This is a genomic window from Epilithonimonas sp., from assembly GCF_056329745.1.
In genome coordinates this window covers 63,389-87,965 of the sequence record NZ_JBWEYV010000015.1, presented here as the reverse complement: position 1 = coordinate 87,965, position 24,577 = coordinate 63,389, and the positions used below count along the sequence as shown (strand labels likewise).

Here is a 24,577-nt window from a genome sequence, read left to right as displayed (position 1 = left end):
TGCGAAAGCGGGAGAGTAGGTCGCCGCCAGTTTTTTCAAAACCTCAATCATTTACGTGATTGAGGTTTTTTTGTTTTATACCTTAACCTAACTTGTATATCTAATTGTAAGAAAAGTTGTTTGCAACTTTTAATATAATCACTGCAATTTGAGTAAATAGCTTATGTCTTGGATAAATATCTTAATTCAAGTGTAAAAATAGCATTGCTGTTATTTTTTATAATCCATTGGATTTTTAAAAATCAATTCCTCTTTTTTACCTTTGAGCTCAAATTTTTTTATGAGAAGATTTTTTGCAAGGGAGCGAAAAAACTGTTCTTTATCACAAAATTTCCAGTATGGATCGCTATGGATAGTTTTTGGTTGTCGGATATAGTGAAAGGTAGTTTTCCAATGGTCTTCATCATGATAAAATTCGATGATGCCACAATGTTCAGGGATTTCACTATAGTCAATCATGCCCATAGGAATGAGAAAACTAAAATGATTGCAGATATAATCGCCACAGCCAATTTTGTCATGTTTCAGAAATTTTTCACCGGTTTTTTGATTGGTATAGAACTTTTTAAAGTCATTCCTAAAATCAGATTTGGAGAGTTTAATTTCTATTTCGTGACTTAAACCCTGCTGATTAATCAGCAATATATCAGCTTCCCAATCAGAATGAAAAAAATTGGTTAGTACAATATCTTTTTCAAAATTACAATGGGTATGGATATAAGTGTGGACCAGTTCCTCTATCTTTAACACGGCATCATGATTTAGTAATTACGCACAGTAATATGATAACAACTCTGATGTTTTTCTTTGATATAAAATAATCTACCAAGGTTCTTGTAATGCTCCAATATTTTTTCCAAATCTTTTTCAAGTTTGGTGTTAACTTTCAGCTTGTTGTCAAAGCGTACATAGGAGATGTCAAAAGCAGCACCATAATTATGAGAACTAATTCCCAACGAGGCATTTCTATTTACTTTTCTTAGTCGGCATTGATCTTCAAGAGTTCTTGTGACCGAGGATACTACGAAATAACTTTTGGTACTTCTAGCAAATTGCCCAGCGATATCTTCCAGTAGAATCCTGGCCTTTTTCACAAGATAAGGCCTGCTGTGCTCTAAGGTTTGCAAGCGGTAGCCTCGTGATTTTTTTTTGATGTGTTGTAGTTTTCCAATCTTCAAATACTTGTCCATTGACCTACTGTTTTCAAGAATTTTGATTCCAAAATTTTGTGAAGCCAATAGATGTGGTTTGTACAAGGGGCTAGCTTCAACCTTTAATACTGTTTTCAGATCGTAGCATTTCTGCGATTTTAATATTGAAAAACTGAACAATAATATGGCTAAAAAAAGTCTCATTCTCAATTTTTTTAAGATACCAAAAGGCTGCAACCTCTAATATCTGAATGATCAATCCTACCTAATACCTCAAAACATGGGTGGATATTGCCAATTGTAGAATGATGCGATTTACCTAAATCCTGTGTGGCAATAAATGAGCACGAATGGAGGTTGGCCAGGTCAATGATGTTGATGGCTCCTGTTTTATCAATGTCAAGATAAGAGAATGGATCTTCGGTATTTCTGATCATAATACGCATCCAATTGGGCGAATTATAGATGTTTTCACCTAATGAATACGCTTGCGAAAGCAGTTCGCTCATCGAATATTCTGAATAGATTTTTTCTGTAGAGAAACCATTTTGAAGTATCTTCAACAATTCATCCTTTGTCATTTCTTCTTTTCTGCCTTTCATGCCGCCGGTTTCAATCACAATTAAATGGTCGGATGGTCGAACTGTTTTAGATTGGTCTTCACAATAATCCAAAAAATCTAGCAAGGCAAAAGAAACACCAAAGAGAATCACTTTTTTATCACTAAGACTATTGATAAATTCTAATAGTTCTGCATGATTGTAGAGAAAATAGCCATTTTCGGCTTTACCAGATTTTTTCATGAGATAATCTACCATATAGATTAATGAGGAATGAGGATTTTCCGAATAATTAGGTAGCAATCCAAGAAAAATAAAATCTTCCGGCTTGCCAATAAATTGGCTAAAACTATTATAAATACTGGCTTCGTACAAAGAAAAATCGGCTATATAATGCTTGGACCTTACCATTTTGGATGTACCGGAGCTTTGGAAATAAGAATTGGTTACACTGTTTTTGTCCAACACAAGGTGGTTTTTGAACATTTCTATAGGTAAAAATGGAATTTCTTCTACCTGCTTTACATTGTTGGGATTAATTTTCAGATAATCTACAAATTGCCGGTAAATATCGATATGATTATATTGATAAATAAATGTTTCCAGACAAGCTTGTTGAAAATCGCTCTCGGTTTTTATATCAAAAATACTCTGCTTCATTGGTTATTCATTAAATATCAATTCCTAATCTGGATATGTTTTTAGATCAAATTGGCTTCCGTCAAAAACACCGTAGGTAAAATAAGAAATCCAGTCACCAAGATTGATGTATTGCGAATCCGCTGCGAGGTTAAGAATCATCGGCAAGTGGCGATGGCCGTATACAAAGTAATTAATTTTTTCTGTTTTCAGTTTTTCTTTAGAGTAAAGAATCAGGAATTCTTTATCCTCTCCCAAAAATTGTTTGTCCTCGTCACCGGAGATCATTTTATTTTTTTGTGACATGTAGTTGGCAATATGCATCGCAATATCAGGGTGCAACCATCGGAAAGCCCACTGTGCCAAAGGATTGGTAAAAACCTTTTTCATTCTTTTGTAGCCTTTATCTCCAGGACCAAGTCCATCGCCATGAGCAAGAAGAAACTTTTGGCTGTTGATGTTGAAGTATTGCTTTTCAAAAAAGACAGGGATGCCCAATTCTTCTTCAAAATAATTTTTCATCCAGAGATCATGGTTGCCAACAAAGAAATAAATGTCAATCCCCGAATCTTTGAGTTCGGCAATCTTACCTAAAACCCTAATGTAACCTTTGGGAACGACATATTTCCACTCGTGCCAAAAGTCGAAAAGGTCGCCCATGAGGAAGATGACCTGTGCATCTTTTTTGATCTCATCTAGCCAGCGGACAAAGCGGTCTTCGCGCTTTCTGCTATCCGCTGCATTGGGAATCCCAAAATGCTGATCGGATGCAAAATAAACTTTTTTACCTGTGCCTAGCTTAATTGTGGTCATCTAATTGGTTAATCAAAATTATTGCGTTCATCATTTTTATCACGGCGGTCATAGATCCACAAGCCGATAATAAATGCTACCGCGGAAACAGCCGCCGTCAGGATTGCCCTGTAAACTTTGTCCGGAGCATCATTACCAATATAATTCATCAGGAATACGATGATAAAGGTAACAACACCAAACAGGATGTATTTTGGATTTTTAAAGTTCATAATCAGAGTTTGTAAGAGATCATTACACCACCTTTGTATGGTAAAAATTCACCACTTCGGTTCCATATTCTTCCCATTGAATCACCTTCGGTATCATACCTGTCGCCACTTATTTTATCATAACCTTTGTAGAAGCTTTGTACAGATCCTAAACCCAGATATAGATCGATATTCCATCTGTCATTGATTTGAAATTGATAACCTCCAACAGCACCAAAGATGACGGAAAATCCTTTTTCGTAAAGATTGTTGTTTATATATGGCGTAACGGTTCCGTCTTTGTGTGTGTAATAGTTATCATTCCAATAATTCCATTTATGGACATTGAAAAGTGACAGACCAAGGTTTGCACCTACGTACCAATGTTTAAAAGATTCATCAAAATAATATCGACCTTCTACAGATCCAATACCCAATAACGCATTATGTCCGGCAAAAGATTTCCATGGTGAGACAAAGAGCTCTGCCTGTCCGGTAATATGATCTGTAAAACCATGCTCTACGGCAACGTTGATCATACCTATTGGTAAAAACAGTGCATTAGCTTTTAGATAAGTATTATTTTTTTGTGCAAAAAGGTTGGCTGAGACAACGCATAGTCCTATTAAAAAAAGTCGCTTCATCATTTACTTCTTATTCAATATTTCATTCATTTTGCTGGCATCTTTATTATCTTCTTTAGCAAAGTTGGCTGCTGCGCCGGCAAACATTTTGGCCTCTTCTTTTTTGCCCAATTTATCATAGAGTGTTGCCAAAACACTTGTAGAATCATAATTTTCTGCTGCCATGACAGCTTTTTCTGCCCATCTTGCAGCAGTTTGTAAAGAAGAAGGAGTCTTAACACCTTCGCTAAAGATCTTGGCAGCCGCTAACAATTCTGAATTATTAAAATCATCAGGATTTTTGTAATATTCCAACGCTGTCTTCTCATAGTCCGCATACTTTTGATGGGCAGCGTAGTAATTAAGTTTGTAGATATCTAAACTTTTAGCGAGGTCCTCTTTAGAAAGATATTTGTTGCCATCTTTCAAAATTTTATTATCATCAATACTTTTAGTTTTATCATCTGTAGCAGATTTGAATAACTGCAAAAGTTGGAGATAATTGTCAAACTGCGAGTAGTTTTTCTCTGACAGTAGCTTTACAATGCCATCCTTGTTTTTTTTAAAGATCTGATAGTTTTTATCCTCAGTAGATTGCGTAAAATTAAGAAGTGCATTAATCTCTTCTGGCGAAAAAGCCTGGTCTTTTTTATTTTCAAAATATTTTTCCGAGGCTTTTTTGGCAAGAATAGGATCCTTGCTTGCATAGAGGTTTATAAAACTTAGCAGAGAATTTTGATCCAGGTTGCCTTTCAAAAATTCATCTTTTAAGTTGGTATTTACCAACTGGGGCTTATTGTTTTTTTTACCAAGCTCCAGAAATTGATCTGCCTGGATGAAGCCCAGCTCTTTCCCCATAATTTCTCCCTCCCCATTTAGAAAAAGCATGGTGGGATAACTTCTGATCCCATATTTAGCGGCCAATGCGCGGCCTTCACCTTTCTCCATGTCAAAATGGGCATTGATGAAGTTTTGGTTATAATAATCGGCAACATTTTTATCGGTAAATACATTGCGCTCCATCAGTTTGCAAGGGCCACACCATGAGGCGTACGCATCCAAAAATATCAATTTTTTCTCCTGCTTGGCTTTGTTAAGGATTGTAGAAAAATCACTGTTTTCAAAAGTGATGCTTTGTTGGGAAAAGCTGAGTTGTGAGATAATTAGTAAAAATAAAAATGAGGCTTTCTTCATCGTTTTCCGAAAATCAAAATTATCTTGCGAAGATAACTATTATATAAGAATTGACAGACTTTGCGATTGAAAGTTATAATTTTTTAACTTTGCAGCTCGGACTGTCGTAGATGCCTCGGTCCAATTTTAATGATGATTTATAGCGGTATCGGCTTTGGCTGTCGGGATAAGTCAAATTAATTTAATTTGATATAAAAAATATGAGGAAATTATCCTTACTTTTTACAAAAGATGGTTTGCAGTGGCAGATCTCTAAATCCAGAAAGGTACTGGAGGAAAAGATCTCCCTCAAAAATGAAGATTCACCTGTTGATATCGCTGAAAAACTGACTGAAGTTCTGGCTTCTGAGACGTTTTCTGAGATTTACGTTATATCTGCAATCAATCATTTTTCTATGGTGGAAGAGGGATTTGATAGGCATGATTTGGGTTACAATCTAATCTCATACAATGCTGATATACAAAAGGATGAAGAGGAACTGATGCTGTCTGTCAACAAAAAGTTTGGTGTTCAGTTTTATTACAGTTTTCCCAAAGCTTTTTATCAGAAAATTAAGGATATGAATGTACCAACCCATTTCAACTTTTCCGGAGAAAAATTCCTGAATGCCCTGACGGTGAAAAACAAAAAAGAAATCCATATCAATCTCTACCACCAACAAGCTGAGTTTTTTGCCATAAATAACAAAAAAGTGGTGCTGTATAACAATCTGGATGCAGCATCGGAAGTGGATTTTCTTTATTTTATCATGTTTACACTCAGTAAGATAGATTTTGGGATTACAGAAACCTATTTCTATATCTATGGGGAAACGACAGAGAATGAAACTTTTATATCAGAAATGCAAAAGTTTGTTCCCAATCTTAAAATCGTGTTCGACAATCTTCACAAGAAGAATTTTGTCCTGAATTAAAATGAATTATAATATTGTTGAATACAAAGATTCTCATAAAGATGAAATCCTAACTGTTTGGGAAAGATCTGTAAAAGCAACACATCATTTTGTGCTAGAGTCTGATTTTAAAGAATATGAACAGATTCTAAAGAACTTCGATTTTAAAGATATAGATGTTTTTTGTTTGGAAAATAGTCAGGAGGTTGTAGGTTTTATAGGTATCCATTCAGAAAAAATAGAAATGCTTTTTCTTAATCCAGATCATATTGGAAAGGGATTAGGCAAACAATTAATCGATTTTGCATTTTTGAATTTTGATATTAATTATCTTGATGTTAACGAGCAAAATCCAAAGGCTAAAGAATTCTATCAGAAAATGGGATTTGAAATCTTTGATAGAACCGAGAAAGACGATTCGGGGAAACCTTATCCTATTCTCAAAATGAAATATAAAAAATAGAAAATGTATAGAATCATATCCGGAAAATGGAAAGCCAAAAAAATTGCGGCTCCTAAAAATTTTGACGTAAGGCCGACCACAGACTTCGCCAAAGAAGCCCTGTTCAGCATTATAGAAAACAGATACGATCTTGAGTTTTGTTCTGTTCTCGACCTTTTTGCCGGCATTGGCTCTATAACACTGGAGTTTGCATCGCGGGACTGCAAAGACATTACCGCAGTAGAGCTGAACCCAAAACATGCCGGGTTCATTAATTCCACGGCTAACGAGTTGGATATGGGTTTACAGGTGAACGTGCAGCGCGCCGATGTTTTTGATTGGCTAAAAAGAAAAAGAAACCATGAGAAAACCTACGACATTATATTTGCCGACGCTCCTTTTGAAACCGATGAAAAAAAATACAGGGAACTGGTAGATTTAGTTTTGAATAACAAACTTTTGAAACCTCGTGGGGTTTTTATTCTTGAACATCAGAGCAAGCAAAAATGGGAGCATGCAGCTTATAAAGATACCCGCAAATACGGTAATGTAAGCTTCTCATTTTACGAAGCGGCGGAAGAAAACGAGAAAAGCGAGGATGTTAAACTTTCTTAAAAATTTGGAAGTCAGTGTTGTAGATTCTACTTTTGAATAGTAATTAAATTGTAAGCCGCTTATGAAGGGTATCAAAATCAAATTGTTGAGTATCGTAGCCATGTTGTTTTTCTGTATAAACACACAGGCACAAAGTTCTTACATCAACCAGTACAAGTCACTTGCGACAGAACTTTCTCAGGAATTTGGGATCCCTACAGCCGTCATTCTCTCTATTGCTTATGTAGAAACCGGCGGCGGAAACAGTAAAACCAGTCAATTGCTCAATAATCATTTTGGGATGGTGGGAAAAAATACGGTTAATAGCTCAAGATTCAAGAGTTTTTCCGATGCCAAAGAATCATTTCGGTCTTTTTGCCAAATGGTAACAAGGAAAAAATATTACATGAAACTCAAAGGCAATCTTAACCATACCGAATGGGTATCGGCCATTGCTTCTGCAGGTTACTCCACAAAACCGGAAGAATGGAAAAAGAAGATCAATCAGGTAATCAGCAGATTTGGACTTTAATTAAAAATAATAAATCAAATGCCCCGTTTTTTCGGGGCATTTTTTTGCTCTAGATTTTTATAGTGGTAATTTTTGCGTTTTTGATTTTAAAAATAATTTCTAACTTTGCAGAAATAAAATTATAAAGATTAAAATGTAAAATACAATTTCTTTTCAGGCAATCTTCTGCGGACAACCTCGTCTGCTATTGTTCATCTTAAAAAAAGAAATTATGTTAATTTTACAAGATATATCTTACCAACATCCCAATAAAGATGTTCTCTTTTCGGACATCAACTTTACACTTAATTCTCAGGGAAAAATAGCTTTAATCGGAAATAATGGTTCCGGAAAATCAACTTTGGTCAAAATAATTGTTGGCGAATTACAAGCAAAATCAGGAACGATTAAATCAGATTCTAATATCTATTACATTCCACAGATTTTTGGTCAATACAATCTTTTGAGTATTGGCGAAGCTTTACAAATCGATAAAAAACTGAATGCATTAAAGGAAATTCTGAACGGTTCTGTAACTGAAGAAAATATGGAAATCTTAAATGAAGATTGGACTCTCGAAGACAGAATCAAAGAGGCTTTCACTTATTGGAATTTACCTCATTTTGATTTGAATCTGAAATTAGAAAATCTGAGTGGCGGACAAAAAACCAAATTATTTCTTGCTGGAATAATGATTCATCAACCGGATTTGATTCTGATGGATGAACCGACAAATCATTTGGATTTGGCAAGTAGAAATTTGCTTTATGACTTTATCAAATCAACTTTAAAAAGTCTTTTGATTGTAGGCCACGATAGAGTTTTGCTCAATCTTTTAGACAAAACTTGTGAACTCAGCAAAAATGGAATTGCGGTTTACGGCGGTAATTATGATTTCTATTCTGAACAGAAAAAAATCGAACAAAATTCGCTTGAACAAAACATTCAAAACCGAGAAAAAGAACTGAAAAAAGCTAAAGAAAAAGAACGCGAAACGATTGAAAGACAAAACAAATTGGATTCTCAAGGAAAAGGAAAGCAAGAAAAATCCGGTGTTTCTAGAATTATGATGAACACACTTCGCAACAAAGCGGAAAACAGTACCTCAAAACTGAAATCTGTTCATTCTGAAAAAATCGACAACATCAGAGAAAATCTTTATAGTTTGAAAGATAATCTTTCCGGAATCGATAAAATGAAAATTAATTTTGATAATTCTCATCTTCATAAAGGAAAAATTTTGGTCAAAGCCGAACAAATCAATTTCTCTTATCTTCAGGAAAATCTTTGGAAAAATAATCTCGATTTTCAAATTTTAAATGGTGAAAGAATTACTATAAGAGGTAATAATGGTTCCGGAAAAACAACTTTGATAAAACTGATTTTAGGAGAGAATCAAATTTCTTCAGGAAATATTTACTTGTCAGAAGCTAAAACAATTTATATCGACCAAGAATATTCTTTGATCAAGAATGAACTTTCAGTTTATGAACAAGCTCAGCAATTTAACATCAAAAATATTGAAGAACACGAGGTCAAAACTATTTTAGCAAGGTTTCTTTTTTGGAAAAATGATTGGGACAAAAAATGTGAATTTTTGAGTGGTGGCGAAAAGATGAAGCTCCTACTTTGCTGTCTTTCCATTCATAATATTTCGCCAGATATAATCATTTTGGATGAGCCGACCAATAATCTGGACATTCAGAATATTGAGATTCTGACATCAGCAATCAACGATTATGAAGGAACTTTGATTGTAGTTTCGCACGACAATCGATTTTTGGAAGATATTAATATTAACAAAACGATTTCATTATAAAAAAAATGCCTCAATTAATCGAGGCGTTTCTATTTTAAATTAATTTCGCAAGATAAATCTCAGCAGGTTTTTCTAATAAATCGGGTGCTTTTTCTACAAACTCTTTGATATAAGATTGCTGATTATGAGAATCCAAACCTTCTTTACTTTTCCAAATCTCGTGAAAAATAAAAACCGTTTCTTCTTCCAAACCTTGCTGTAAATCATATTTTTTACATGCTTCTTCTTTTCTCGCATTTAGTACCATATTATCAAGAATCGTTTTTAAATCCTGAACTGATTCTTTTTTTGCTTTTAGAATGGCGGTTAGATAGATTGACATACTAATTTATTTATAATAAAATTTGGCTTAAATGATCTTGGTAATTTTTATGGTAGGCTTCAAATTTTTCCGGTGTCATTCCCTTTATAACATCATAAAAATGAAATCCTTCCAATTTTTCCAATCCAATAAATTTCATCGCAATATGGAATCCAAACAACGTCCCTTCGTCAACGGAAGTTTCTTTCATCAATTCGTTTTCCAGAGTAAACGTACCTTTAGGGGCATTCCAGGTTGTGGTAATCATATATTTTCTGCCTTGCAACAAACCGCCAGTTCCGTAATTAACTTCAGGATTTGTTCTGGATCTTCCGTCATTTTTGAAAAGAGTTCCCCGACCGTGTTCAAAAACTGAATCAATATATTCTTTCAAAGTGTAAGGCAATTGAAACCACCAAATCGGTGTGTGCCAAATAATTAAGTCTGCCCAAAGAAATTTTTCTACTTCTTCCTGTCCTTCATAATCGTCACTGACATTAGTTACTTTGATTTCAAAATTGTTATCTTTAAGGAAAGCTTCTGTCCATTCCGTAATGGTCTTGTTAAGTTGTCCTTTGCTTTCTCCAAACGATTGTCCACCGTTGATTACAAATATTTTTTGCATTGATTTTTTGATTTAATAATTTAATGATGCAAAGTTCCGACAGAAAAATTAATTATAAAAATAATATAAATTATATATTTGCATTATAATTGTGATGATATGATTAATCTGGAATGGCTTCGAACTTTTAAAAGTGTTTATGAAACTCAGTCTTTTACCAAAGCTGCGCGGGAATTATACATTTCTCAGCCTGGTGTGAGCCTTCACATTAGCTCGTTGGAAGCTTATGTTGGTTATGCTTTGTTTGAGAGAATTTCGAAAAAATTGATTCCGACCGAGAAGGCAAAGATTCTTTACAATTTCACTTTGGAACCACTTCTAAAACTGGAAACAGCCGAACAAACTTTTCATAAAACTACAAAAACGGAACGCCCGACTGTAAGCATCGGAATGTGTTTTGAAACGTTTCAGTTCACGCTGGAGAAGCATATTCCCAGTTTTGATTTTAATGTGATTATCAGGTTTGGGCTTTATGAGCAGATGTTCTCGGATTTGGATAGTGGATTATTGGATCTTATCATCACGCCTCGCAAAACCAATCTAAAGAACCTCCAATTCGAGGCCTTTTCCAAAGAAAAAATTGTTTTGATTAATGGGTCAGGTACGGAAACTGCAGAGTTTTCCAAATTGATTACCCATCAGGATTACGAAGCGGCAGAAAGATGGCTTAAGGAGCAAATCTGGTACAGCACTGCGGCAGATATGGATCATCTCAATAACTTTTGGAAAGCCAATTTTAACCGCCATCCGGATTTTAAACCTAATTATATTGTGCCTAATATTTGCTCTATTGTGCGCTGTTTAAGTGGAAACGCCGGTTTTTCCGTGGTTCCGGATTTTTTGTGTAAAAAAGAAATTGACAGCGGTGGGATTGCAGTTGCTTGGGAAGGCTGGCATCAGATTGAAAATACACTGCACTTTGGCCAGCGTACCAAAAGTAACGTGCAGGATGAGATTGCCCAGATCAAGGACATCTTCCTCAATGAGAATTTTTAAATTGTTTTATAATCCATCTTAAAGCACTTTTAGCTGCAGGTCTATCGATTTTCCAAAGAATTTTTTGGAGATTTTTTCAAAATTTTTGGTAAGGTCAGACAGGTAGAATTGGTAAGTGGGCGTGTGATTTTCTTCATTCAAAAGATGATGTTTGTCCAGGATCATTTTCAGCTGATTGGCCACGATATTAGGCGAATCGATGACGCGAACGCGGTTGCCGTAATATTGTTTGATTTCATCAATGAGAAGCGGATAGTGTGTGCAACCAAGGATGAGCGTTTCGATATTTTTGAGCTTGCTATTGCTTAGATAATTGTAAATAATGGCGTGCGTAATCGGATGGTTTTTAAAACCTTCTTCTATCGCAGGCACCAGCAGTGGCGTCGCCAGTTCATCCACTTTGATAAACTTGTTATGCCTACGGATTGATTTTTTGTAAAGCCCGGAATTTACGGTTGCTTTTGTGGCAATAACGCCCACATTGTTATGGATTTCGTACGCGACTTTCTCTGCCACAGGATTGATAACATCAATCACCAAAACGCGGCCGGCTACCAAATCCTGAACTTCTTTCAACGCATTGGCCGTGGCAGAATTGCAGGCAATAACGATGGCTTTGCAGTTTTTCTCCAAAAGGAAATTGGTGATTTGCGTAGCATAACCGATAATTGCTTCCTTGGATTTTTCGCCGTAAGGTAAGTGTTTGGTATCTCCAAAATAGATTAAATCCTCGTTGGGAAGCAATCGTTTGATTTCTTTTGCATTGTTCAGTCCGCCCACACCAGAATCAAAAATCCCGATCGGTTGGCTTGCAGAAAGATGAGAGTAGTCGGCTTTATTTTTTTTCAAGAGGTTACCTTTTATCTGTTATTTTGAACGCAAAGTTCGCAAAGTTTTTTTGATAATTACAAAGTTTTTAAGTTCACAAAGGTGCTTCGGCGAGCTCAGCATAAACTTCAAACTTAGCAAAGATTTAGCCTTACAAAAATAAGGAAATTTTCATTCTGAAAAACATTTCTGTAAGTTGGATGTGACAGCTCTAATATGAACTGTTTTAACTGTCAGACTGAGCTTGTTGGAGTCTTAAACCAGAAATAAATCACTCGCAATGCCGTCAGCCAAGAACCAGTGGTTTTCCGGGATTATCAGATGATTATTTTCGATGACGAGGGTTTGGTCTTCCAATTTTTGACTGATATTATCTTGCAGCTTATTGATGATTTCGTTAGAAAAATCAGATTTTATTTTGGTCATATCTACTCCCCAAACTGTTCTTAATCCTATCATAATCATCTCGTTAAAACGGTCTTTCTCAGTAAGAGTTTCGGTTTCTTTTGGGAGGATATTGGCGTTGATGTTTTGGATGTATTTTGGGTTGTTGGCTATATTCCAACTTCGCTCGCTGGATCCGTTGTAAGAATGAGCAGACGGGCCAATGCCCAAATAAGGCTCGTATTTCCAGTACGCCGAATTATGTTTGGAATGGAATCCCGGCTTTCCGAAGTTAGAAATTTCGTAATGGTCAAAGCCGTTATTTTTAAGAAAATCGATCATGTAATAAAACTCGTTGCTTTGTTCAGATTCCTTTGGTGGTGGTACTTTTCCGTTGTCGATCCATTTTTCCAGAGCAGTTTTTGGTTCAACGGTCAAAGCGTAAGATGAAACGTGAGGAACTTGTAGTTCAATTGTTTTATTGAGATTTTCTTTCCAGATTTCGAATTTGGATGTTGGCGAACCGTAAATCAAATCGATGCTGATGTTTTCCAAACCATTATCCTGCGCTCTTTTGATGGAACTTTCGGCTTCGGAAGCATTATGGGCGCGGTTCATCAATTTTAAATCTTCATCAAAAAAACTTTGAGCACCAATGGACAAACGATTAATGTCGGTTTGTGATAATGCTTTGAGGTAATTTTTATCAAGATCATCCGGATTTGCTTCTAAGGTGATTTCGATACTTTCATCAAAATCAAAATATTTCTGAATCTCGTCTGTCAAGGATTTAATTTCATCAACAGACAGAACAGACGGCGTTCCGCCACCAAAATAAAGGGATTTCAGCGTTTTGTTATCGAGCTCATGATGCCTGAGTTGGATCTCTTTTTTTATGGCGGCAAGCATATCATCCTTCATAGAAAATGATGTTGAAAAATGAAAATTACAATAGCTGCATTTCTGCTTGCAAAAAGGGATATGGAGATATATCATTAGAAAAGCCCTGATCTGTCAGAGCTCAAAGTTATTCAATTTATTATAAATCTATCTGTACCGGAAACCTCTGCCGTTGATGAAATTATTGATGTTAAACCCAACAGACAGCATAAAACTGTTACCAAAATTTTCCGTAAGTTCCGAAACACCAAAATTGTAAACGGCTCCAAATGTAAAAATACCCACACGCCCTTTGATGACAGGGGATAGGCCTAAGTTTTGGCTTCCTACAGAACTCTTGGCACTCCTGAAACTGATGCCGGCAGAAAATAAATCTTCTTCACCAAAAACGGTGGCCAGCAGGTTATAATCAAAAATCCTTGATGAGTTGGTATTGAGATTCATCATCAAGGATGGTGTAAGATAAATCCCATCAGTAAAATGCCAGTCATATCCCGCATTTAGGTAAAATTTTGTGGGTGACGGCTCTATACCGTTATCAATGGGTAAGGTGTTGCTGATAGGGATGTCCATTACAGATAAGCCAGCGAAAAAGTGCCTATACTTAACCGCTGTACCCAAATTGGCATAAGCCAGAAAAATCGAATTGGTATTCTCTCCCAAAAGCGGATCGCCAGCCTGCTCCGGATGGATTTGGCTGTAATCGATATTCATGTTATACAGGTTGGTACCGACACCAAAGGAAAACTGATCTTGGCGGTCTTCTTCATCAGAAAGTGGAATAAAATAAGAGGCTCCCAGCGTAACGCCATTGGACGAGATGGGGCCATTTTGATCTCTAAAGAAAGAAAGACCGGCTCCCACACGGTCAAAAATATTGGCATGCATACCCACAGACTGCACGTTCGGCGATTCTGTCAACTTTGAAAACTGTTTCTGGTAATTGAGGTTAATTACCACATCATCTGTCTTGCCAAGTAGGGCAGGATTAAACAAAAAATCACCATCTAAAAGGTATTGCTGATAGAACGGCAGGGTTTCCTGTGCCTTGGATCCCGTAAAAAGAACCATAGCCAAAAGAACCAAAAATTTGTATAAAAAATCGATTTTCCTCACGTGACAAATATATAAAACTAATTGTTATCCAGATAATTTCGCCATCGGTTTGCTGCTTCCTGCATATCGTTGGGCATTGGGCTTTCAAAGTACATTTCTTTCTTCGTTACCGGATGTATAAAACCCAATGTATGGGCATGGAGGGCATGTCTCGGCAATACTTCAAATACATTTTGTACAAACTGTTTGTATTTTGGGAGGTTTACACCACGCATGATGATATTACCTTCATACCGCTCATCATTGAAAAGTGTGTGCCCGATATGCTTCATGTGCGCGCGGATCTGGTGCGTTCTTCCGGTTTCCAGTTTGCATTCTATCCAGGTCATGTATCGGAAACGCTCCAGCACTTTGTAATGGGTAACCGCATGTTTACCATGGCTGCCATCTACATAGGTGTACATCTGCATCCTGTTTTTGGGATGCCTGCCGATGTGTCCGGTAACGGTTCCTTCGTCATCCTGCACATTTCCCCAGACAAAAGCCCAGTAGAGTCTTTTGGTTTTTCGGTCAAAGAATTGTTTGGCAAGATGGCTGAGTGCATATTCATTTTTTGCAATCACAAGAAGTCCGGATGTGTCTTTATCAATACGGTGAACCAAGCCAACCCTGTCCAGGTCAGAATTATAATTAGGATCTTTTGAAAAGTGATAGGCCAACGCGTTGACCAAGGTCTTGTCCCAGTTGCCAAATCCGGGGTGGACTACCATACCGGCCTCTTTGTCTACCACTACTACATCATCATCTTCATAAACAATATTAATAGGAATGTCCTGCGGGATAATCACGTTTTCCCTTGGCGGATGAGCCAATAGCACACTGATCTCATCACCGGGCTTTACCTTGTAGTTTTGTTTGACAGGCGTTCCATTGACGGTCACATTGCCGGCGCGGCAAGTTTGGGATATTTTGTTTCGGGAGGAGTTTTGCCTGTGGATCAGTAAAAACTTATCTATGCGTAGAGGCTCCTGGTTTTTATCAACCTTAATATTAAGATGCTCAAAAAGCCCGCTGTTTTCTTCTTCAGCAGGCAAATCTTCACCGGTTAATTCCTGTTCCAGAAAATCTTCGTTGTCGTCCAGCATGTTATGATTTTAAAAAGGCTTCAACTGAATGTTGAAGCCTTTGTTTTTATTCTATTACTACTTTTTTAGGCTTGGGCTTCTCTGCCGGTTTGGCTGTAGTTGTGGCTGTTCCCTGTTTCGTTGCCGGTTGGTTGGTGTTGCCAGTTGGCTGTTGGGGTTTCGGTTTAGCCGATGTTGTTGGTGATACAGCAGGTGGTGGCGTTGTAGTTGCCGCAGGCTTTTGCTCGGCAGGCATTACTTCCCTGTATTGGATGGGAGCCAGTGTTGTATCAATTTTTGGACGGTAAGTTTCATCCAATTGCCTTATTTTATTTTGTAATTCGGCAGGTGTTTTCTTACTGGCCCAGAGGTCAATCTGCATGCCTTGGTCTCTTAGCGAGCCTACTTCTGGATCTTGGTAATACACAATGTCAGACTCATCTTTGCCTCCGTCTTCATGGTCTACAATACCGACTTCAAACAAAGCTCTTGCAATAATTTTTCTAGCTTCCTGAACCGTTCTGCCTACCACATTAGGAATAGAAACATTTCTTAAAGGACCCGATCCAATCACCAAATCTACTGAAGAGAATCTCGGGATCTGGGTTCCCGGTTTTACGCTTACACCATTATATAAAATTCTGAGAACGGCATCCCGCTGAATGCTTGGTTCGTACAAAGTATCGCCAACTTTCAACCCTACAAGGTTTAGCTGGTTAAAGGCAAGGCCTTTGTATCGGTCAATAATATCAGGAATTGCAACTTTTGCCCATGTTCTGGGATTTACTTTTAGCGTAATCACACGGCCACTTTTTACATTGGCACCAGGATTAGGATTAACGGCTAGAACCTGAAAAGGACGGAATTTAGGATCGTATTTGAAACTATCCACCTCATATTCAAGACCCGAGTCATCCAAAACTTTGATAGCTTCATGCACCGTCATATTCATTACATTGGGTACAGGGATTTCTTCACCATGATCTGTATGAAACTCTAGCCATCGGAATGTAAGCCATACAAGACCGGCAAACAGAGCTAATGCTAAAACAATATTGAGTAAAACTTTCCAGTTGAAAAGCGATTTGAACATAATGATTCTTTTTCAGAAATAGTAACGCAAAGATAGATAATTAAATTGTATTACTGATTTGTCCCCGATGCAAAAAAAGAAAATCGGCAAATTGCCATAAAAACCTTATTTTTGTACTTTCAAATTATATATGGAACGTATTAAAATTTACGACAAGACCTTTGTCCCTTATCTAAGACACGAAGAAATACAAGAAATGACCAGACGCGTTGCTCTGGAAGTTTATGAAGATTACAAAGATGAAGTACCAGTTTTTATCGGTGTATTAAGCGGTGTTATCATGTTTTTTTCTGATTTTATGAAAGAATATCCAGGTGAGTGCGAGATCGGATTCATCAAGATGAGTTCATACGTGGGAACTCAGTCTACCGGTATTGTTTTCAAGGAAATGGAACTGACAAAAGATATCAAAGATCGCCACATTGTTCTTTTGGAAGATATTGTGGATACAGGGAACACTATTGAAAACCTTTGTCACTATTTTACAGAAACACAGCGTCCAAAATCTTTGAGAATTGCATCACTTCTTTTAAAACCCGATGTTTACAAAAAGGAATTTAAGATTGATTATGTGGGGAAAGAGATTCCGAATAAGTTTGTCTTGGGCTATGGTCTAGATTATGATGAACTGGGCCGTAACTTGAAAGATCTTTACCAACTGGAAGAAGGCAAAATTAACGAATAAGCTATCAGACTATAATTGAAGAGCCGCAGAAATGGCTCACTAAATATAATAAAAATGATAAACATTGTCCTATTTGGCCCTCCGGGAAGTGGGAAAGGTACCCAGGCACAACATCTAATCGAAAAGTTTAACCTGAAGCAGATTTCCACAGGTGATCTTTTTCGGTATAATATGAAAAACGATACCGAGCTTGGGAAACTTGCCAAATCTTATATCGATAAAGGAGAATTGGTTCCAGACCAAGTAACCATCGATATGTTGACCGAAGAGGTTAAAAAGCCTACCGATGCTGCCGGCTTCATCTTTGACGGCTTTCCAAGAACGGCAGCCCAAACGGCAGCTTTGGAAAATATCGTTAAAAATGAATTGCAGGCAGATATCAGCCTTTGCCTGTCGCTGGTTGTAGAAGACCAGGTTTTGGTAGAACGTTTGCTTAAACGTGGCGAAACAAGCGGCAGATCCGATGATTCCAACGAGGAAATCATTGCCAACCGTATCAAAGAGTATTATGCAAAAACAGCCGAAGTGGCAGAATTGTATAAACAACAAGGCAAATATGTGGAAGTTAATGGCGTGGGTGGTATAGACGACATCTCCGCAAAACTATTTGCAGAAGTAGAAAAAATTCAAAAATAATTTTTTGATTTAGGGTTCAAAGTTCAAAATTCAAGGTTGCAACTTTGAACCTTTAACCATAAACCTTGACCAAAAGTTATGTCCAATTTTGTAGATTACGTAAAAATCCATTGTCAGTCCGGCCACGGCGGAGCAGGTTCTGCCCATCTCCGCAGAGAAAAATATATCCCAAAAGGAGGTCCAGATGGTGGTGATGGCGGACGTGGTGGTCATGTGATTATCAAGGGTAATGCTAACGAGTGGACACTTTTGCCATTACGCTACACAAGGCATATCAAGGCTCAGCGTGGCGAAAATGGTGGTAAAAATCAATTGACAGGCGCATTTGGTGAAGATGTTTATATAGAAGTTCCCATTGGTACCATTGCCAGAAATGAAGAGGGTGAAATTCTTGGTGAGATTATGGAGGATGGCCAGGAGATTATCATCATGCATGGTGGAAAAGGCGGTTTAGGAAACGAAAATTTTAAATCTTCTACTAATCAGACGCCTCGCTATGCGCAACCCGGATTACCTGGTGAGGAAGGGCATGTGATCTTTGAGTTGAAAATTCTTGCTGACGTTGGGCTTGTAGGATTTCCAAATGCCGGTAAGTCAACACTTTTGGCAGCCGTTTCAGCAGCTAAACCCAAGATTGCCAATTACGCCTTTACAACGCTTACGCCCAATCTCGGGATTGTAGATTACCGTAATTACAAATCCTTTGTAATGGCCGATATTCCTGGTATTATAGAAGGTGCAGCGGAAGGCAAAGGCTTGGGGCACCGTTTCCTGAGACATATCGAACGAAATTCCATTTTACTGTTTTTGATCCCTTCGGATTCTGAGGATCATTATCAGGAATTTAAAATTCTCGAGAATGAGCTGAAAGAATACAACCCAGAACTTCTGGATAAAGATTTTCTTTTGGCCATTTCAAAATCCGACTTGCTGGATGATGAGTTGAAAAAAGAAATTGCAGCAGAGTTCCCAGAGAACAGGCAACCTCTCTTTTTCTCGGGTGTTACCGGGGAAGGATTGATGGAACTGAAAGATGCGATTTGGAAAAAACTTCACGGATAATCCATCTTCGTCAGGCATACAATAATAATCTTAATCCTGCTAATGAAAAATTTAATTTGCTTTCTGCTGATTTTTGGGTTGGTGTCTTGCCAATCTTCACAAGTTTCCAAGTATTCTAAAATTGAGTATGAGGTTGGGCCATGCTTTGGATTTTGTCCGATTTATAAAATTACCATTAATTCAGACCGAACAGCGATTTTGGAAGCGGAGCATTTCAATTTCTCCGAAGGCGAAGGTCGTGGTGATCTTGATAAGCCTAGGGAAGGGACTTTTAAGTCAACCATCAGTAGGGAAGATTATAATCAATTGATCACATTAGCAAATCAGGCGGATGTCAAATCTCTTAAAGACCGCTACGAGGACAAGCGTATTATGGATGCTTCCAAAAGAGTTTTAGGAATCAATTTTTCAGATGGCGCTCAAAAAAATATAGCCATGTCGGCAGGTGAGGAGCCGGAAAAACTGAAACAGTTCTATCAGTTTATCACAGATCTTAAGAAAAAACAACACTGGGAAAAGATTAATTAAGCATTAATTTTATTTCAGTTACCTTTGCAAAATATAATTCCTTCTAATTATGGGAGGAATTTTCATTTAATTAAAACTTTATTCATTTGAATTTTGAACAGTTAGGTTTAATAAAACCAATTTTAGACGCACTTAAAACTAAAGGCTACGAACAGCCAACCCCAATACAGCAAAAAGCCATTCCACCTATCTTGGAAGGTAGAGACCTTCTGGGAAGTGCACAGACAGGTACCGGAAAAACTGCGGCATTTGCTATCCCTATTTTGCAGAATCTTGCTAGTAAAGATGTCTCAAGGAACCAGATCAAAGCGCTTATTCTAACACCAACCAGAGAGCTGGCTATCCAGATTCAGGATAATTTTCAGGATTATAGCACGCATCTTAAATTGAGATCTATGGTGATCTTCGGTGGTGTAAAACAGCATCAGCAGGAGCAAAACCTAAAGCGAGGTGTTGACATCCTGATTGCAACACCTGGGCGATTGCTTGATTTTATTTCGCAAGGTATTGTTAAGCTTCATCATCTTGAAGTTTTCGTTTTGGACGAAGCAGACAGGATGCTGGACATGGGCTTTGTGCATGATGTAAAAAGAATCCTGAAGCTAATCCCGGCTAAAAGGCAAAACCTATTTTTCTCCGCTACAATGCCGAAGGAAATTGCGAAACTGGCTTCAGAAATCCTTGTAAATCCTGTGAAAGTGGAAGTTGCACCGGTTTCTTCTACGGCAGATACCATCCAGCAGAGCATCTACTTTGTTGAGAAAGATGATAAAACAGATTTGCTCATCCACCTTTTGGAGGATCCCAAGCTAGATCAGGTTTTGGTGTTTTCCAGAACTAAGCATGGCGCCGATAAAATTGCCAGAAAACTGCATCAGTCCAAGATTTCTGCGGAAGCCATCCATGGTAACAAATCCCAGAATGCCAGACAAAATGCCCTTAATAATTTCAAATCAAAGAAAACAAGGGTTCTTGTAGCTACTGATATTGCTGCCCGGGGAATTGATATTGACGAGCTGAAATATGTGGTGAATTATGAATTATCCGATGTTTCCGAAACTTACGTACACCGTATCGGGAGAACCGGAAGAGCCGGTGCAGAAGGAACTTCTTTCTCTTTTGTGGACGGACTGGATCTTGCCAACCTAAGGAATACCGAGAAACTGATTGGTAAAAAAATACCGCTGGTGACAGACCATCCTTACCATACCGATAATCTGGTAGAGCAAAAGAGGGACAGCAACAATAAGCCTATGCAAGCGAGGAATCAACGAAATTCACAGCCAAAAGCAGGGCAGGCTAAAAAGCCCGCTGCCAATATTGGTTATAAAAAAATACGGAATAAGAATTTCGGTAAATAAATAAAAAAATCACAAACTTTTAAGTTTGTGATTTTTTTTATGGGATGCAGAAAATGATTATTTAACCGTACTGAATTCAATGCTGCTTTGGCCAGAAACCTTGATATCGGCTTTTGTATAATCAGCTTTTGTGGCCAGATAAGGATTTGCAAGAAATTTTTGTGGATTAACCGCCATTAGTGGAAACCACGTGCTTTGAACTTGAACCTGTATCTTGTGCCCTTTTTTGAATGTGTGGAGAATATCCTGAAGCTTCACTTCTACCTCTGCTTCCTGACCAGGTATTAACGCTTCCGGTTTCTCAAAACTATTCCGGAATCTTGCCGGCATGATTTCGCTTCTTACCATCTGATGGTAATTGGCTAATACAACACTAGGTTTATCTGGGTTGGCTTTTTCATCCGCAGGATAGATGTCAACCAATTTAACAATAAAATCGGCATCTGTAGAGGAGGAAATGACTTTTAGTTTGGCAAGAATTTCTCCCGCCAAAGTCAGATCATTTTGAAGAATATCGGATGTGAAAGTAAGAACATCAGGTCTGTAAGCGGCAAAACGCTGATCTTCGCTCATGTAATTCCTTGGTGTAAAACCATTCATATCCTTATAATTTTCGCTGCTGAGGACCGGCTTATTAGGATCGGAGGTGTATTCCGAAAAACCATTGCTGTTTGCTTTATTGGCATTTAGTTTTGCATCGGCGCTAAGGTAAAATGACTGTTTCTCTGACTGCTTTGGCGGCCAGTTATCAAACTGTTTCCATTCTTTTTTCCCGGTATCAAACATATACGCTTCGGGGAGTTTGGCAGCTGTTTTAGAATTTTCTTTTAGGTAATGGTGAAAAAATGGCTGCTCTATATTTTTTTGATAAAACGTGGCAATGCTGTCCCCAAAATAGATGTCATTATGAAAATGTTTGCCGCTGTCATAGTTCCAGCCGCCATGTGAAAATGGCCCCATTACTATGGTGTTTTTGGCTTTTGGACTTGTCTTCTCAATGGTTTTATAGATGGATAATGGCCCTCGTAGATCTTCGGCATCAAACCATCCGCCCACGGTCATCACAGCGTGGTTGATATTTTTGAGATGCGGCAAAAGATTTCTTTGTTGCCAAAAATCATCATAATTGGGATGATTTACCACTTCCTGCATAAAGAAATTATCTTTGTAATATTGGTCAACGCCCTCTTTTAGCGTTCCCATATTTTCGTAAAAAAGATAACCGTCGTCTGATGTTGGTTTGATCATTTTATCGGCGAACCAACTTTCTTTCTCAGCCTTTGTTTTTTGAACACCAAAAACCGGGAATGTCTTGAAGTAGCCCATCAGAAAAGCACCATTATGGTGAAAATCATCATACCAAAAATCCGAGATGGGAGCCTGTGGTGATGATGCAACCAAAGCAGGATGATTGGCGAGCGTACCAACAGCGGTGTAAAAGCCAGGATAGGACGTGCCATATTGGCCAACTTTACCATTGTTATTCTTTATGTTTTTGACTAGCCAGTCTACAGTGTCGTAGGTATCGGTACTCTCGTCTATATCTTTTTTGGTTTTGTGATCTACCTGCGGTGTCATATTGGTGAAAGTTCCTTCGCTCATATAACGACCGCGAACATCTTGAAATACAAAGATGTACTTTTCGTTTTCTATGAATTTGTTAGGACTTAGCTTTTTCCTGAAATTGTTTTCTCCATAAGGCGCAATGCTGTAGCAGGTCCTGTTCATTATCACAGGGTATTTTTTGGTTTTGGAGATGTCTTTTGGAGTGTAGATAATGGTAAAGAGTTTGGTGCCATCGCGCATTGGGATGTAAACTTCTTTTTTGGTGTAGTTTTCTTCTACCGGATTGGCCTGTGCAAAACTGAATGTAAAACTGATAATGCAGCAGAACAAAAATAACTTTTTCATTAGATCAAAAATTTGAATAAAAATAGTGGTTTTGCAGTAATAGAACGCATTAATTTTTATAAACATTGATTATTTGACCAAGTAATCAATATTGCGAAGCTGTGCCCCGGCGAAAGTGGAGCTCCTTTTTGCGAGAGGCCTTACCGAGCAAAAAAGAGCGGGAGCTGTAGACGGATAAAGGCGCCCAAATAATTCATAAAAAAAACCTGACTCCAGAGAATCAGGTTTAAGTTGTATAAGTTGGGAATATTCTATAATCCAAAAAGTCTGGCGAACAAGTCGGGGACGATGCCCATTGCTACTAATGCCACGATGATTACTACAGAAACGATGTTGTATGTAATGGTTGCTTTTTCCTTCACGTTGAAGCTGTCTTCTTTGTAAAAAAACATCGCTACAATTAATTTAAGGTAATACGCAATACTGAGTGCAGAACCTAAAACGGCTACTACTACCAAGAACTGCTCTCTGCCATTGCCAGTAGCCATTACCTGGTTGAAGATGCCCAGTTTCCCGATAAAACCGGCAGTTAAAGGAATCCCCGCCATAGAAAGCATCGAGATGCTGGAAACCACAGCCAATACGGGTTCTTTTTTGCCTAATCCGTTGAAAGCGGTAAAAGATGTTTCTCTTTTGATTTTTTCTACATAGATCAAACTGATAAAAACACCTACCGTTGCTAATGAATAAGCAAAAAGGTAAAATCCTAAAATGTATGTCGAGAAACTATTAAGGCCAAAGAAAATAAGCGCAATATAACCCGCGTGCGAAACGGAAGAGTAGGCGAGCATCCTTTTGGCATTGGTCTGAACCAATCCCATAACGTTGGCTAAAAGCAAAGTAAGGATGATGAAAACCCCCAAAATATTGATCCAATCTCCGGCAATGCCGCCAAAGCCAATGGTCATTAACCTGAATAGTGCGAAGAATCCTGAGATCTTAACCACAGATGCCATAAATGCCGTAATAAGCGATGGTGCGCCCTGATAAACATCGGGACTCCACATATGGAATGGTGCCAATGATACTTTGAAAGCCAATGCCGCTAACATTAGGATCGCTCCCATAATCAGCATTAGATTGTTAGGATTGTTAAGGGCAAAATCGTGGATGGCGTAGAGATCAAAGCTGCCAACGCTGCCGTAAACCAATGCAACCCCAAATAATAAAAAGCCTGTAGCAAAAGCTCCCATCAGAAAATATTTCATAGAAGCTTCAGTTGATCTAAGGTCGGTTTTGTTGGCTCCTGCCATCACGTATAAAGGAATGGACAGAATTTCTATACCGATGAATAATGTTACCAAATTCTGAAACCCGAACAGGACAATCCCGCCACAAAGTGCGAATAAAAGCAGCGAATAAAGCTCGGACTGGTGACTCCTGTGGTTGCTGAAGGCAAAGCCGCCCAAAAAGAAAAGCAACAAGGTAACAACTACCGAAATCTTTGTAAACAATGCGGCATTATTACCGTACTCATACATCGATTTGTATTGCGCAAAAAACTCGCAATCCGGCAGGAAGCTGAAGTACAAACCAACGATTAATCCCAGAATCCCGATATATCTAGCATATTTCCCTTTCTCAAAGACGCCAGAGAATAATGCCAGAATTGCCGTAAGGAATAAAATTATTAAAACATTCATAATATATGTTTGAA

Annotated in this window: 27 protein-coding genes; 11 read left to right on the top strand and 16 right to left on the bottom strand. The window is 37.9% G+C overall.

Features of this window, described 5'->3' with window-relative positions:
• Positions 1-210: 210 nt before the first annotated feature.
• Genes AC00Y6_RS11565 through AC00Y6_RS11535 form a run of 7 tightly spaced genes read right to left on the bottom strand, consistent with a single transcriptional unit; the run spans position 211 to position 5,171 of the window.
• Complete coding sequence (locus AC00Y6_RS11565) at positions 211-750, bottom strand: hypothetical protein (RefSeq protein ID WP_474490769.1); 540 nt, start codon at positions 748-750, stop codon at positions 211-213.
• An 11-nt stretch (positions 751-761) separates the two neighbouring features.
• On the bottom strand, positions 762-1,355 hold the full coding sequence (locus tag AC00Y6_RS11560) for a DUF5715 family protein (RefSeq protein ID WP_474490768.1): 594 nt from the start codon (positions 1,353-1,355) through the stop codon (positions 762-764).
• Between the two features lie 11 nt (positions 1,356-1,366).
• A complete protein-coding gene (locus AC00Y6_RS11555) occupies positions 1,367-2,371 on the bottom strand; it encodes a LuxE/PaaK family acyltransferase (RefSeq protein ID WP_474490767.1) in 1,005 nt (334 codons plus the stop codon).
• A 24-nt stretch (positions 2,372-2,395) separates the two neighbouring features.
• Positions 2,396-3,163 (bottom strand): UDP-2,3-diacylglucosamine diphosphatase, encoded by a 768-nt coding sequence (locus AC00Y6_RS11550; protein ID WP_474490766.1) that lies wholly within the window; start codon positions 3,161-3,163, stop codon positions 2,396-2,398.
• Between the two features lie 8 nt (positions 3,164-3,171).
• Positions 3,172-3,375, bottom strand: a complete 204-nt coding sequence (locus AC00Y6_RS11545) for a hypothetical protein (protein WP_474490765.1) — start codon at positions 3,373-3,375, stop codon at positions 3,172-3,174.
• A 2-nt stretch (positions 3,376-3,377) separates the two neighbouring features.
• Positions 3,378-4,001 (bottom strand): DUF3575 domain-containing protein, encoded by a 624-nt coding sequence (locus AC00Y6_RS11540; RefSeq protein ID WP_474490764.1) that lies wholly within the window; start codon positions 3,999-4,001, stop codon positions 3,378-3,380.
• On the bottom strand, positions 4,002-5,171 hold the full coding sequence (locus AC00Y6_RS11535) for a thioredoxin family protein (protein WP_474490763.1): 1,170 nt from the start codon (positions 5,169-5,171) through the stop codon (positions 4,002-4,004).
• Positions 5,172-5,371: 200 nt separating this feature from the next.
• On the opposite strand from AC00Y6_RS11535, the gene AC00Y6_RS11530 reads away from it, so the two are divergent.
• From AC00Y6_RS11530 to AC00Y6_RS11510, 5 genes are all read left to right on the top strand, one after another.
• Positions 5,372-6,085, top strand: coding sequence for a DUF3822 family protein (locus AC00Y6_RS11530; protein ID WP_474490762.1), 714 nt, complete (start codon positions 5,372-5,374; stop codon positions 6,083-6,085).
• Between the two features lies 1 nt (position 6,086).
• The gene (locus AC00Y6_RS11525) at positions 6,087-6,527 is read left to right on the top strand and encodes a GNAT family N-acetyltransferase (protein WP_474490761.1); all 441 of its coding nucleotides are present in this window, start codon (positions 6,087-6,089) and stop codon (positions 6,525-6,527) included.
• 3 nt (positions 6,528-6,530) lie between these two features.
• The gene (locus tag AC00Y6_RS11520; RefSeq protein ID WP_474490760.1) at positions 6,531-7,121 is read left to right on the top strand and encodes an RsmD family RNA methyltransferase; all 591 of its coding nucleotides are present in this window, start codon (positions 6,531-6,533) and stop codon (positions 7,119-7,121) included.
• A gap of 61 nt (positions 7,122-7,182) precedes the next feature.
• A complete protein-coding gene (locus AC00Y6_RS11515; RefSeq protein ID WP_474490759.1) occupies positions 7,183-7,632 on the top strand; it encodes a glucosaminidase domain-containing protein in 450 nt (149 codons plus the stop codon).
• Between the two features lie 211 nt (positions 7,633-7,843).
• Positions 7,844-9,430 (top strand): ABC-F family ATP-binding cassette domain-containing protein, encoded by a 1,587-nt coding sequence (locus AC00Y6_RS11510; RefSeq protein ID WP_474490758.1) that lies wholly within the window; start codon positions 7,844-7,846, stop codon positions 9,428-9,430.
• 34 nt (positions 9,431-9,464) lie between these two features.
• Here AC00Y6_RS11510 and AC00Y6_RS11505 read toward each other — a convergent pair whose 3' ends face one another.
• Positions 9,465-9,752: a putative quinol monooxygenase gene (locus AC00Y6_RS11505; RefSeq protein WP_474490757.1), complete on the bottom strand. Its 288-nt coding sequence runs from the start codon at positions 9,750-9,752 to the stop codon at positions 9,465-9,467.
• A gap of 10 nt (positions 9,753-9,762) precedes the next feature.
• Positions 9,763-10,356, bottom strand: a complete 594-nt coding sequence (locus AC00Y6_RS11500; protein WP_474490756.1) for an NAD(P)H-dependent oxidoreductase — start codon at positions 10,354-10,356, stop codon at positions 9,763-9,765.
• 99 nt (positions 10,357-10,455) lie between these two features.
• On the opposite strand from AC00Y6_RS11500, the gene AC00Y6_RS11495 reads away from it, so the two are divergent.
• Complete coding sequence (locus AC00Y6_RS11495; RefSeq protein ID WP_474490755.1) at positions 10,456-11,352, top strand: LysR family transcriptional regulator; 897 nt, start codon at positions 10,456-10,458, stop codon at positions 11,350-11,352.
• Between the two features lie 18 nt (positions 11,353-11,370).
• On the opposite strand, the gene murI is transcribed toward AC00Y6_RS11495, so the two are convergent.
• From murI to AC00Y6_RS11470, 5 genes are all read right to left on the bottom strand, one after another.
• A complete protein-coding gene (murI, locus tag AC00Y6_RS11490) occupies positions 11,371-12,201 on the bottom strand; it encodes a glutamate racemase (RefSeq protein WP_474490754.1) in 831 nt (276 codons plus the stop codon).
• 234 nt (positions 12,202-12,435) lie between these two features.
• Positions 12,436-13,560, bottom strand: a complete 1,125-nt coding sequence (hemW, locus tag AC00Y6_RS11485; protein WP_474490753.1) for a radical SAM family heme chaperone HemW — start codon at positions 13,558-13,560, stop codon at positions 12,436-12,438.
• A gap of 51 nt (positions 13,561-13,611) precedes the next feature.
• The gene (locus AC00Y6_RS11480) at positions 13,612-14,580 is read right to left on the bottom strand and encodes a PorP/SprF family type IX secretion system membrane protein (RefSeq protein ID WP_474490752.1); all 969 of its coding nucleotides are present in this window, start codon (positions 14,578-14,580) and stop codon (positions 13,612-13,614) included.
• 17 nt (positions 14,581-14,597) lie between these two features.
• A complete protein-coding gene (locus AC00Y6_RS11475) occupies positions 14,598-15,665 on the bottom strand; it encodes an RluA family pseudouridine synthase (protein ID WP_474490751.1) in 1,068 nt (355 codons plus the stop codon).
• A gap of 46 nt (positions 15,666-15,711) precedes the next feature.
• Positions 15,712-16,737, bottom strand: coding sequence for a PASTA domain-containing protein (locus tag AC00Y6_RS11470; RefSeq protein WP_474490750.1), 1,026 nt, complete (start codon positions 16,735-16,737; stop codon positions 15,712-15,714).
• 130 nt (positions 16,738-16,867) lie between these two features.
• On the opposite strand from AC00Y6_RS11470, the gene AC00Y6_RS11465 reads away from it, so the two are divergent.
• The 5 genes from AC00Y6_RS11465 to AC00Y6_RS11445 all read left to right on the top strand — a co-directional run bounded on the left by AC00Y6_RS11465 (position 16,868) and on the right by AC00Y6_RS11445 (position 21,009).
• A complete protein-coding gene (locus tag AC00Y6_RS11465) occupies positions 16,868-17,422 on the top strand; it encodes a phosphoribosyltransferase (RefSeq protein ID WP_474490749.1) in 555 nt (184 codons plus the stop codon).
• A 54-nt stretch (positions 17,423-17,476) separates the two neighbouring features.
• Positions 17,477-18,058: an adenylate kinase gene (locus AC00Y6_RS11460; protein WP_474490748.1), complete on the top strand. Its 582-nt coding sequence runs from the start codon at positions 17,477-17,479 to the stop codon at positions 18,056-18,058.
• 78 nt (positions 18,059-18,136) lie between these two features.
• The gene (obgE, locus tag AC00Y6_RS11455; RefSeq protein ID WP_474490747.1) at positions 18,137-19,120 is read left to right on the top strand and encodes a GTPase ObgE; all 984 of its coding nucleotides are present in this window, start codon (positions 18,137-18,139) and stop codon (positions 19,118-19,120) included.
• A 42-nt stretch (positions 19,121-19,162) separates the two neighbouring features.
• Complete coding sequence (locus AC00Y6_RS11450) at positions 19,163-19,648, top strand: DUF6438 domain-containing protein (protein ID WP_474490746.1); 486 nt, start codon at positions 19,163-19,165, stop codon at positions 19,646-19,648.
• Between the two features lie 86 nt (positions 19,649-19,734).
• Positions 19,735-21,009, top strand: coding sequence for a DEAD/DEAH box helicase (locus AC00Y6_RS11445; protein WP_474490745.1), 1,275 nt, complete (start codon positions 19,735-19,737; stop codon positions 21,007-21,009).
• 57 nt (positions 21,010-21,066) lie between these two features.
• Here the strand turns inward: AC00Y6_RS11445 and AC00Y6_RS11440 are convergent, their stop codons facing one another.
• Together AC00Y6_RS11440 and AC00Y6_RS11435 are read right to left on the bottom strand one after the other, a co-directional pair.
• Positions 21,067-22,920: a CocE/NonD family hydrolase gene (locus tag AC00Y6_RS11440; protein ID WP_474490744.1), complete on the bottom strand. Its 1,854-nt coding sequence runs from the start codon at positions 22,918-22,920 to the stop codon at positions 21,067-21,069.
• 251 nt (positions 22,921-23,171) lie between these two features.
• Positions 23,172-24,563 (bottom strand): NADH-quinone oxidoreductase subunit N, encoded by a 1,392-nt coding sequence (locus AC00Y6_RS11435; RefSeq protein ID WP_474490743.1) that lies wholly within the window; start codon positions 24,561-24,563, stop codon positions 23,172-23,174.
• Positions 24,564-24,577 lie beyond the last annotated feature (14 nt).

What these genes read in the sequence shown, in the direction of transcription:
- AC00Y6_RS11560 (WP_474490768.1), bottom strand. Translation starts at nt 1,355, where the DNA reads ATGAGACTTTTTTTAGCCATATTATTGTTCAGTTTTTCAATATTAAAA.
- AC00Y6_RS11555 (WP_474490767.1), bottom strand. Translation starts at nt 2,371, where the DNA reads ATGAAGCAGAGTATTTTTGATATAAAAACCGAGAGCGATTTTCAACAA.
- AC00Y6_RS11550 (WP_474490766.1), bottom strand. Translation starts at nt 3,163, where the DNA reads ATGACCACAATTAAGCTAGGCACAGGTAAAAAAGTTTATTTTGCATCC.
- AC00Y6_RS11545 (WP_474490765.1), bottom strand. Translation starts at nt 3,375, where the DNA reads ATGAACTTTAAAAATCCAAAATACATCCTGTTTGGTGTTGTTACCTTT.
- AC00Y6_RS11540 (WP_474490764.1), bottom strand. Translation starts at nt 4,001, where the DNA reads ATGATGAAGCGACTTTTTTTAATAGGACTATGCGTTGTCTCAGCCAAC.
- AC00Y6_RS11535 (WP_474490763.1), bottom strand. Translation starts at nt 5,171, where the DNA reads ATGAAGAAAGCCTCATTTTTATTTTTACTAATTATCTCACAACTCAGC.
- AC00Y6_RS11530 (WP_474490762.1), top strand. Translation starts at nt 5,372, where the DNA reads ATGAGGAAATTATCCTTACTTTTTACAAAAGATGGTTTGCAGTGGCAG.
- AC00Y6_RS11525 (WP_474490761.1), top strand. Translation starts at nt 6,087, where the DNA reads ATGAATTATAATATTGTTGAATACAAAGATTCTCATAAAGATGAAATC.
- AC00Y6_RS11520 (WP_474490760.1), top strand. Translation starts at nt 6,531, where the DNA reads ATGTATAGAATCATATCCGGAAAATGGAAAGCCAAAAAAATTGCGGCT.
- AC00Y6_RS11515 (WP_474490759.1), top strand. Translation starts at nt 7,183, where the DNA reads ATGAAGGGTATCAAAATCAAATTGTTGAGTATCGTAGCCATGTTGTTT.
- AC00Y6_RS11510 (WP_474490758.1), top strand. Translation starts at nt 7,844, where the DNA reads ATGTTAATTTTACAAGATATATCTTACCAACATCCCAATAAAGATGTT.
- AC00Y6_RS11505 (WP_474490757.1), bottom strand. Translation starts at nt 9,752, where the DNA reads ATGTCAATCTATCTAACCGCCATTCTAAAAGCAAAAAAAGAATCAGTT.
- AC00Y6_RS11500 (WP_474490756.1), bottom strand. Translation starts at nt 10,356, where the DNA reads ATGCAAAAAATATTTGTAATCAACGGTGGACAATCGTTTGGAGAAAGC.
- AC00Y6_RS11495 (WP_474490755.1), top strand. Translation starts at nt 10,456, where the DNA reads ATGATTAATCTGGAATGGCTTCGAACTTTTAAAAGTGTTTATGAAACT.
- hemW (WP_474490753.1), bottom strand. Translation starts at nt 13,560, where the DNA reads ATGATATATCTCCATATCCCTTTTTGCAAGCAGAAATGCAGCTATTGT.
- AC00Y6_RS11475 (WP_474490751.1), bottom strand. Translation starts at nt 15,665, where the DNA reads ATGCTGGACGACAACGAAGATTTTCTGGAACAGGAATTAACCGGTGAA.
- AC00Y6_RS11470 (WP_474490750.1), bottom strand. Translation starts at nt 16,737, where the DNA reads ATGTTCAAATCGCTTTTCAACTGGAAAGTTTTACTCAATATTGTTTTA.
- AC00Y6_RS11465 (WP_474490749.1), top strand. Translation starts at nt 16,868, where the DNA reads ATGGAACGTATTAAAATTTACGACAAGACCTTTGTCCCTTATCTAAGA.
- AC00Y6_RS11460 (WP_474490748.1), top strand. Translation starts at nt 17,477, where the DNA reads ATGATAAACATTGTCCTATTTGGCCCTCCGGGAAGTGGGAAAGGTACC.
- obgE (WP_474490747.1), top strand. Translation starts at nt 18,137, where the DNA reads ATGTCCAATTTTGTAGATTACGTAAAAATCCATTGTCAGTCCGGCCAC.
- AC00Y6_RS11450 (WP_474490746.1), top strand. Translation starts at nt 19,163, where the DNA reads ATGAAAAATTTAATTTGCTTTCTGCTGATTTTTGGGTTGGTGTCTTGC.
- AC00Y6_RS11440 (WP_474490744.1), bottom strand. Translation starts at nt 22,920, where the DNA reads ATGAAAAAGTTATTTTTGTTCTGCTGCATTATCAGTTTTACATTCAGT.
- AC00Y6_RS11435 (WP_474490743.1), bottom strand. Translation starts at nt 24,563, where the DNA reads ATGAATGTTTTAATAATTTTATTCCTTACGGCAATTCTGGCATTATTC.